The sequence below is a fragment of the Vibrio crassostreae genome (assembly GCF_041439375.1).
GTDB classification, from domain to species: Bacteria; Pseudomonadota; Gammaproteobacteria; order Enterobacterales; family Vibrionaceae; genus Vibrio; species Vibrio crassostreae_D.
On the sequence record NZ_JBGONY010000103.1, the window covers coordinates 1 to 8334 of the forward strand.

6 protein-coding genes and 1 pseudogene are annotated in these 8334 nt (G+C 39.8%); 3 read left to right on the top strand and 4 right to left on the bottom strand.

Annotated elements, in window-relative coordinates; genetic code table 11:
- Positions 1–709: 709 nt before the first annotated feature.
- On the top strand, positions 710–973 hold the full coding sequence (locus ACED45_RS23345; protein ID WP_371715141.1) for a hypothetical protein: 264 nt from the start codon (positions 710–712) through the stop codon (positions 971–973).
- Here ACED45_RS23345 and ACED45_RS23350 read toward each other — a convergent pair.
- Positions 945–2534, bottom strand: a complete 1590-nt coding sequence (locus tag ACED45_RS23350; RefSeq protein WP_157939092.1) for a KAP family P-loop NTPase fold protein — start codon at positions 2532–2534, stop codon at positions 945–947. The genes ACED45_RS23345 and ACED45_RS23350 overlap by 29 nt on opposite strands.
- Positions 2535–2916: 382 nt before the next feature.
- Here ACED45_RS23350 and istA point away from each other — a divergent pair, with 382 nt between their 5' ends.
- Positions 2917–4449: an IS21 family transposase gene (gene istA / locus ACED45_RS23355; protein ID WP_371715142.1), complete on the top strand. Its 1533-nt coding sequence runs from the start codon at positions 2917–2919 to the stop codon at positions 4447–4449.
- Positions 4450–4459: 10 nt separating this feature from the next.
- Entirely contained in the window at positions 4460–5200 is a 741-nt protein-coding gene (gene istB / locus ACED45_RS23360) for an IS21-like element ISVch3 family helper ATPase IstB (protein ID WP_145571667.1), read from the top strand.
- 1281 nt (positions 5201–6481) lie between these two features.
- Here istB and ACED45_RS23365 read toward each other — a convergent pair.
- The 3 genes and pseudogenes from ACED45_RS23365 to ACED45_RS23375 all read right to left on the bottom strand — a co-directional run bounded on the left by ACED45_RS23365 (position 6482) and on the right by ACED45_RS23375 (position 8027).
- Positions 6482–6619: a hypothetical protein gene (locus ACED45_RS23365; RefSeq protein WP_157936376.1), complete on the bottom strand. Its 138-nt coding sequence runs from the start codon at positions 6617–6619 to the stop codon at positions 6482–6484.
- 11 nt (positions 6620–6630) lie between these two features.
- A pseudogene (locus ACED45_RS23370) lies at positions 6631–6714 on the bottom strand (hypothetical protein); the annotation flags it as partial.
- A 422-nt stretch (positions 6715–7136) separates the two neighbouring features.
- Positions 7137–8027 carry a hypothetical protein gene (locus tag ACED45_RS23375; RefSeq protein ID WP_102549286.1) on the bottom strand — a complete coding sequence of 297 codons (891 nt, stop codon included), beginning with the start codon at positions 8025–8027 and terminating at the stop codon, positions 7137–7139.
- Positions 8028–8334 lie beyond the last annotated feature (307 nt).

Genomic DNA, 8334 nt, shown 5'->3' on the forward strand with positions numbered 1-8334 from the left:
AAGAGAAGCTGCTTAGTAAACAAGCGAATGATGACAACTACCTTGAAAAACGCCGCTAGTTCGCGCAGAAGTTGATGTAAAGTTAGCAAATACTGCTTTTCTTCAGAACTTCACTTCTGAAGACTTCAAAACTGCTCTGTCAAACTGGAGTTCAAAAGAGATTCAATCCTTCATTTATGATATGCAGTCACGTTATGACTTTAACAATATCGACGATTATTTTTCAGTCGAAGTGAGTGGGTTAATGTGCTTATCAGAACAAATTCAATCGCTTATGATTAAGACTCCTTATGGAATTAAAAGAGGCAGCCTTTCAAATTTAGATCGTGTAATTACAGGCGTTATCACAAGACTTGAAACAAAAATCAACGCCAAACTAGCAACTTAATCAGTTGCAAATCACAAGTTATAACAACTAGAATGACTGTTTATACATACAGGTATTTTATGTTCTTAATTTGCGCAGAAAACTACAAACGAGTCAAAGTGCATGAAAATGGCTGTACCGACAAAGACGAACGGTACAGCATCTCAGCCCTTAAACGTAACGGTGAGTTTATCAAAAAAGACTTCATCGGGTTCGTAGAGAAGACTTCCCTATTACGCCCTCAGTTCGTAAAACTCGTCAATATCGTTGGCGTATACAACGACATCGAGATCATAGATATACCTAGGGGTCATTGGGTTCTAGCAGCAGAGGAGATAAATCATGACTATCAAAGCAGACCTGTTGTCATTAGTACAAGAAAAGGCGAAGCAAATAACGGATGTGCCAGAACTTCAGAAGTTCTTTGGCTTGTTAGTAGATCAGTTGAACGTTATGAGTGAGTGTGTGTTGGAACAGTACCAAAACAACACTGAAACAGCCTCAGACGTCCTGAGGCTGGTGGCATGGCAATCTGTATCAATTAACATTGAATACAGTGAGAGTTTCACTGATAAGGTTATCTGGGAGTTCCGTCAAATACATTAATAGATATTGGCTTTTCTATGTAAGCAGAAAGTTCAACCGCTTTAAAGTAGTCCGCTCTAGTCCATACCTTCAATACCTCTCGATCATACATATTTACTTGGAATAACCATTTTTTATAATCAGTAAGTAAGTTATTTCTATGCGAAGATCTTTGTTCTCGAATTGCAGAGTTATGACGCGAGCCATCAATCTCTTTTTGTAAAATCATGAGCGCACTGTGTACCGTCATAGCCTCAGAAATGGGATTATTAGAGAAGCCATTAGCAAACTCCCAACTAAAAAGGTACTCTTCTTTGATAGTACTTAAGTAAGAAGTATGTTTTGGATTTATGCGTGCAAGTTCTTCTTTGTTGATACTGTTAGTTATTGTCGTTATGTCATCAGTATTGAAGTTTCGACCAATTCCTTCTTTGAATTCTTTGGACAAATGGTATCTCATTCCACTGTACAGTTTACGCGAACTGTATACGTCGCGGTAGATCGTACTATCGTATTCAGCGATTAACTGCATGAGTAACCGTATATCAAAGAACCGCTTTCCGGAATCTAATTCATAAAGCACACACGACTCGAACTTGTTGAACACCTGCTCCATACGTCGAAGTGAAAGGTTGTACATTATACTAACCTCGGCTAGCAACCGACTACCCAGTTCTTTGCTGTATTCCAAACCACCGAGTAAACGCATCTCTTCCTTTCGCTCTTCTAAGATAGAATTTTTCACAAGTAACTTAGCAAACAAAATCTTATCTGGCAGAGGTAGAGCAGCACTTCGATTAAAGAAACGAGATAGGTATTCGTTACCATCAAATGAAGAACCATAGACAGCCTTAATTGAGTGACTGAGTTGTTTCGTATCAGTTGCAACGACAAACACATAGTTATCCAGTGAAAAGAAGTGCTTTATTGTTTCAAGCATCTCTATCGCGTAAGTAGGACGACATCTATCTAACTCGTCTATTAAAACAAAGACTTTTTGTTTACCTTCAGGAAAGAAACTAAGGTACTCAACGAGTGCGAGTCTAGTGTCTTCAATCGCACAAAGTTGTGATTTGTAATTCTCGGTGAGGTTTCGACCAATACTAACCGCCTCTTTGTCTTCAAAGGTGAGCGTTTTAGCCATCTCTACCATCGCACTGTTATCAGTCTGACCGGATAAGTAAGTTCCAACACCGACAGCGGTCATGTTCCATAGTCTTTTGGAGAACTTAGCAGCAACTTTAAGTATTTTTTCTTCGGTGGCGTGTGCATCAGCATTTGCACTTATACTTTGAAACTGTTCGATGAACTCACTTATAAGAACAAGAAGAGGATCGTTGCTGAAGTCCGAACGCCAAGAATTTAAAAATATAACGGGATACCCGTGTGTAAAACGGAGGTTCGAGTACATTTGTCTTAGAAAGTGCGTCTTACCTGTACCCCATTCACCATTGAGATTCATTACAAGAGGTTTCTTCTGGCTTCTTAGGTACGAAGACAAGTACTCCCCGTATTCTTTGTTGTTTAGACCACAATTATCAAAGTTGTACTTATCTTTCCAATCTTCATAAGAACGTTTCAAACCCATCTCCCGTTATTTGTTTAAGCAACTCATTTTACATAATCCATAACCTAATTTACTATTTTAACTAGAAAAAACAGCCCCAAAGGGCTGTATACTCTGATCTATATCTAACTAACTAGATCTACGAACATATTCAGTAACAAGTACTCATCTCGTACTAGGTAAAACAAGATAGGTACTATTGTCGCTACTAACTGCATATTTCGGAGCATTCCGATCAGTCATTTCGGGATTATCCGATCACTTTTAGTCTAACTCCGAAATCGGTGATCGGAATAGCGAAAACCGCGATCGTAATGGCCGAAACCCTTCCTTTTTCTCTTTTAAATCAATAGCTCGCTATTCTTTACTTCTTAAACAAGAAGGAAAGGAAGCGACAATGGCCAAAAAGAGAACTCCAATGAACAAAATCAAAGAGGTATTACGCCTTAAATACGGCTGCGGTCTCTCAAATCGTGGTATCGCTTCTTGCCTTAAACTCGGCCCGTCCACCGTATCAGAACTCCTTACTCGCTTTAAACAAAGCCAACTTGGTTGGCCTCTACCCGACAGTTGCAGCGATGCAGATCTCACACAGGCGCTGTATCACGGCAAGAAAGTCAGTCGAGATAAAGTTATGCCAGACTTCACTCAATACGCAGTCGAACTCAGGCGTAAAGGTATGACAAAGATGCTGCTCTGGCAGGAGTATCATGAGCAATATCAAGAGCAAGCTTACGCTTACACTCAGTTCTGCGAGCACTTCACTCGTTGGTTCAAAACCCAAAAACGCAGCATGCGCCAGCTTCATGTTGCAGGTGATAAACTGTTTATCGATTACTGTGGGCCTCGGCTTCAGGTGGTCAACCCTGACACAAGCGAAGTGCGCGAAGCGGAGGTGTTCGTCGCGACTTTAGGCGCGTCCAATTACACTTATGTTGAAGCCTTCCCCAGTCAAGGGAAGCCCTACTGGTTAGAGGCGCATGCGAATGCGCTCGAACACTTCGGTGGCGTACCACAACTCTTAGTTCCCGATAACCTACGCAGCGCAGTCACCAAAGCCAATCGTTATGAGCCGAGACTGAACGACAGCTATCAAAAACTGGCTAATCACTATCAAACCGCTGTGATGCCAGCTCGCCCCTACAAACCGAAAGACAAAGCCAAAGCAGAGAATGCCGTGCTCCTAGTAGAGCGCTGGATCATGATGCGGCTGCGACACCAAACCTTCCATACCTTCAAAGAGTTGAATCTCGCCATCCGTGAACTCATGAATGAGTTAAATCAGCGTGAGATGAAACAGTATGGCGCCAGCCGCCAAGCGCTGTTCGATAAACTCGACAAACCTGCATTAAAGCCACTGCCTAGGCAGCGTTACCTGTATACCGAAACTAAACGAGCCAAAGTTGGCCCTGACTATCACATCGAATATCGCCGTCATTACTACTCGGTTCCCCATCAACTTGTTGGTCACCATGTCGAGTTGGAAGCCTCTAATCGCCTGGTGCAGATCTACCATCAAGGTAACTTGGTGGCCCAGCATCCACGTAGCCAAAGAGAGCGAGGAAACAGCACCCAACCAGAGCACATGCCAAGCAACCATCAACATCAGAAGTGGTCGCCAGGGCGCTTGCTTAGCTGGGGAGCCAATATCGGCCCAGCCACACGAGAAGTCGTCAATAAGATGCTGAACTCCAAGCCTCATCCAGAGCAGTCTTATCGTTCCTGCCTTGGCTTGCTCAGCCTCAGTAAAACCTATGGCGAATCGCGCCTAGAGCAAGCCTGTAAAGATGCGCTAATGCTGACAAAATCCAATTACACCTTCATCAGCAATTTGTTGAAAAACAATCGTGAAGGACAACTGAGTAAAGACAACACGAGTACGCCAAATCTTGTTCATAGCAATGTTCGTGGCCCGAACAGTTATCACTAGGAGAAAGGATATGAATGCACTGAACGACCAACTCAAAACCCTACGCTTGAGCCATGCAGCGAAAGCATTAGAGCAGCAGCAAGAGCAACTGACCACCTACGCAGAACTGGACTTCGAGGAAAGGCTAAGCCTACTTCTGGAAAGCGAGATCTTGAATCGCAATCAGAGCAAAATCCAACGCTTAAAACGACAAGCCAAGCTGAGAGTAGATGCGCAGCCGAGCCAACTCATCTATAAGGAGGGACGAAACCTCAATCGTAAACAGATGAGCGAACTTCTGACGGGCAGTTATCTATACAAACACCAGAACATCTTGGTTACAGGCCCAACAGGCGCAGGCAAAACGTATCTTGCCTGCGCACTGGCAACCAGCGCCTGTGACCAACAACAAACGGTTAAGTACTACCGATTAACTCGCTTGCTTGACGACCTGACCGCTGGTCGTCTGGATGGTAGCTATCAAAAGCAACTCCAATCGCTGGCTAAGAAAACCTTACTGATCCTCGACGACTGGGGGATGGAAAAACTCACTCAAGAGCATGCGGGTCACTTATTAGAAGTGCTGGAAGAGCGTTATCAAAACAGCAGCACAATCGTCATCAGCCAGTTACCTGTAAGGGAGTGGTACAACATGATCGGCAACGCCACCGTCGCGGACGCGCTAATGGATCGGTTAGTACACAATAGCCATAGAATAGAACTGGGAGGTGAGTCAATGAGAAAACTGGCGCAATCCGATCACTTAGAGTAAAAATAAGAAGAGAGAAAAACGGTAGGATCAGGTGATCGGAATAAACCGAAACAGCCGATCGCAATCACCGAAATACGCACTAACTTCATTCGACGTGTAATTTTACTAATGTTCAAGTGAACACCTTCCTTATGTTTTTTGTACATAAAAATTGGTGTTGTGTTCGATTTGAAATTTGATAGTATGATTACTCCTACATAAGTCATCTATCGCAGTTCTAAGTCTACTTACAACTGTGTTTTGACTAATAAATTAGCCCGCCTCGTGTGGGCTTTTTTATACTCTGCGTTTAATCATCAGACCTCCTTGCTTACATCTCAGAAATACCACATATAGACAAACACAAACAAAACAACACTATATGGTGATTATTTGACTAATAGTATGCCTTCATTTAACGGGAACCACTAACTTTGAGTATTGACTTAGATCAATAAATGCAAAGCAGTGCATAAGATCAATTCACTTTTAGTTGTTCACTTCATAATCATGAGGTAAGTATTGAGAATAACTGATAAAACTTGATTGGCGATGTAGTGAAGTTCAAGACTTATAGACGTAAATGCTCAAAGCAAAACTGAATAGTCCAACGATATTCGTGATAACAAAATCGTACAGGCTAGTGAATGCTATTAGTATAATTACTGGGTTCGAGTGAAAAAGTATTGCGAAGATAAATGAAACAGCGAAGAAGATTACAAGTGTATTAATAGTTTTATCCATAAAGTTTCCTTTTGTATAGATGTGAGAAATCCTCCCTTGAAAAGCATATGCTTTAAAGATCGATACATCGGATAGTTCAATGACTAGCCTAATGTAATTAAAAGGAGAACATTTTGTGGTGGGTTATCTTTTCCTACGAGGAGGAATTGATAACTAAAGGTTGTGCTGCTTAAAAGTTAAGCAATAACAAATGATGGAAATGGTTTTAGGGAACAGACTATTACCCTATAACCAAAGATTGATATTATATACATTAGTGCTTATTTGATGATGGCATAAATCCTTATTATTACCTGTCCATACCTCTATTATACCATTATAAAAACATACGTTTTTAACTATTTTAAAATTAAAACAATTAAAACCCAATAATAACAACAACTTAAAATCGTCCATTTAAAATAATGCTTATTAAAACTCAATTATTAAAATAAATTGCTCTTCTTAACTTTAATAAAGTGGAAGTTTTGTTAATAAAAGACAACGTACGCTTATCTTATTTCGCTAAGTGCTCTCTGACTCCGTTTAAATTGCAATTACTCATCAGTTCTCCCCTTGTTAAAAGAACCCTACCTCTGTTTTAAACAAACGTTGTAAGTCGGTGATTGATAAAAATAACTTGGCTGCAATAACACTTGGTTTATCACCCCTCTGATGCAATTCAATCGCTCGTTTCTTATTCTGATCTGCTGTCATTACTTGTCTCCTTAGTCGAAATATTTGTCATTAATCATGTAATTAACAGTAGTCACACTGATCTTTAAGTGGTCAGCAATTGAACGTTGTGTATAACCTTCGTTCGCTAACGCTTTAACTCGCTCAACAAACTCTGCCGAGTGTTAACGTGGTCGTCCAAGTTGTGATTTTTTAAGTACTGTCATACAGTCTCCTTTGTTGTTTTATATCTATATTTATATCCGTTTTATCAAAACGGTCTAAAAAGCCCTAAAAAGAGCAATTCCTAGGCATAAAAAAGCCCCAACCCTGTTTAGGATTGTGGCTAATCAAAACTCGTACTAGGTCATGACACGATTTTTAATACTGTCTAAAAAATAAAAACTCTTTGGTCTGTTAGTTTTAAATTCGATTTCAGATACTTATTATTGACACGACTTTTAACAGGCGTCTAAAATTAATTTACAACCAATTGATTTTTATAGGAATAAATTAAGTTTAGACATTTCCGGTTATCATGTCAGTACTCTTTCAAACATTAGTGCCTTGTTACACCAGTACCTGTTAGAACATTTTTGAACATCTGTAATAACTCCGAACTAGGGTCAAAAGGTTCTTCAACACCTCGTTGTATTAGCCCTTGTTGAATCGATTTAAACCTTTGCACAGACCAGATATTGGAATACTTCAAAAATACACCAACTTGTTTAGATTGCTTATAGTCTCGGTCAAACAACCCTTGGTTATTTAAGTGCGTGACAATATATTCTACCACTCGTAATTGGGGACGAATCCGTGAATAAAACTCAATATTTTGCATACCATCTAGTTGTTTCACTGCTCGTTTTTCTGCGTCTAACAGCATGTTTGCGTGGGTTGGGTCTACTCCCAGTAAATGAAAAACAGTGTTAAAGCGATTAGCAGATACCTGAATGTTATCTACTTGAACTTGTTCAGCCTTATCATACGACTCTATATTCATTTTCAAGTACTCTGTAAGTAAATCAGAAGCAAGGCAATTGAAGTTATCGTCTAGGCGCGGTGCAGTCTTGTGAGAGTCTGGATACATCAAGTTATAGAGTAAGTTCGCGTGAGTTATATCTATTGTATTATGCTTCGCAGCATGCTCATAAAAACTTTCACGATGTTTGAAGTAATTGCTAAATGTGTTTTGATCTATCGCGATTGATATCTGTTCTTGTATCTGCTTGTAATTAAAGTGCAACGCCATCAAACCGAGCAACGGAATCAAAAAAGCGACAATTTTTAAAGGTAACGCATAGATCTCAATCAACTTTGTGAAGCCTCGATGATCCAACATGATTTCGAGTTCTGATTCATTCAAGTTTGTTGTTATTGAGTAACCAATGAGCAATGCAAAAACTATGAACGAAATCACTACAAACCATACCGACTTTTTGTTTAGCAAACTTTTGTCCTTACCCAACTCTATATACAATTAATTGTTTAATATTATCGAATAACTATCTGCAATAACACAGAACTTTCATGTTTTATGCCCCTTTACTACTTCTTCTTTTGGTCTAAGTCTTGGTATACAAAATTGGTATACATCTCTGAAAAATCTATTGAATTACATAAAAATCATGATAGAGTTCACACATCAATAATGAACAGCATTATTGACTAACCTTTGTGCATTTGTTGCACATTTGTTCCAATGAAGACTGCAGGAGAGTGGTTTTTAACTAAATATTAACATTTAGTTAGATAAA

Bases quoted from the DNA above. Each gene is read 5' to 3' on its own strand.
- ACED45_RS23345 (WP_371715141.1), top strand. From the start codon at position 710: ATGACTATCAAAGCAGACCTGTTGTCATTAGTACAAGAAAAGGCGAAG.
- istA (WP_371715142.1), top strand. From the start codon at position 2,917: ATGGCCAAAAAGAGAACTCCAATGAACAAAATCAAAGAGGTATTACGC.
- istB (WP_145571667.1), top strand. From the start codon at position 4,460: ATGAATGCACTGAACGACCAACTCAAAACCCTACGCTTGAGCCATGCA.
- ACED45_RS23365 (WP_157936376.1), bottom strand. From the start codon at position 6,619: ATGACAGCAGATCAGAATAAGAAACGAGCGATTGAATTGCATCAGAGG.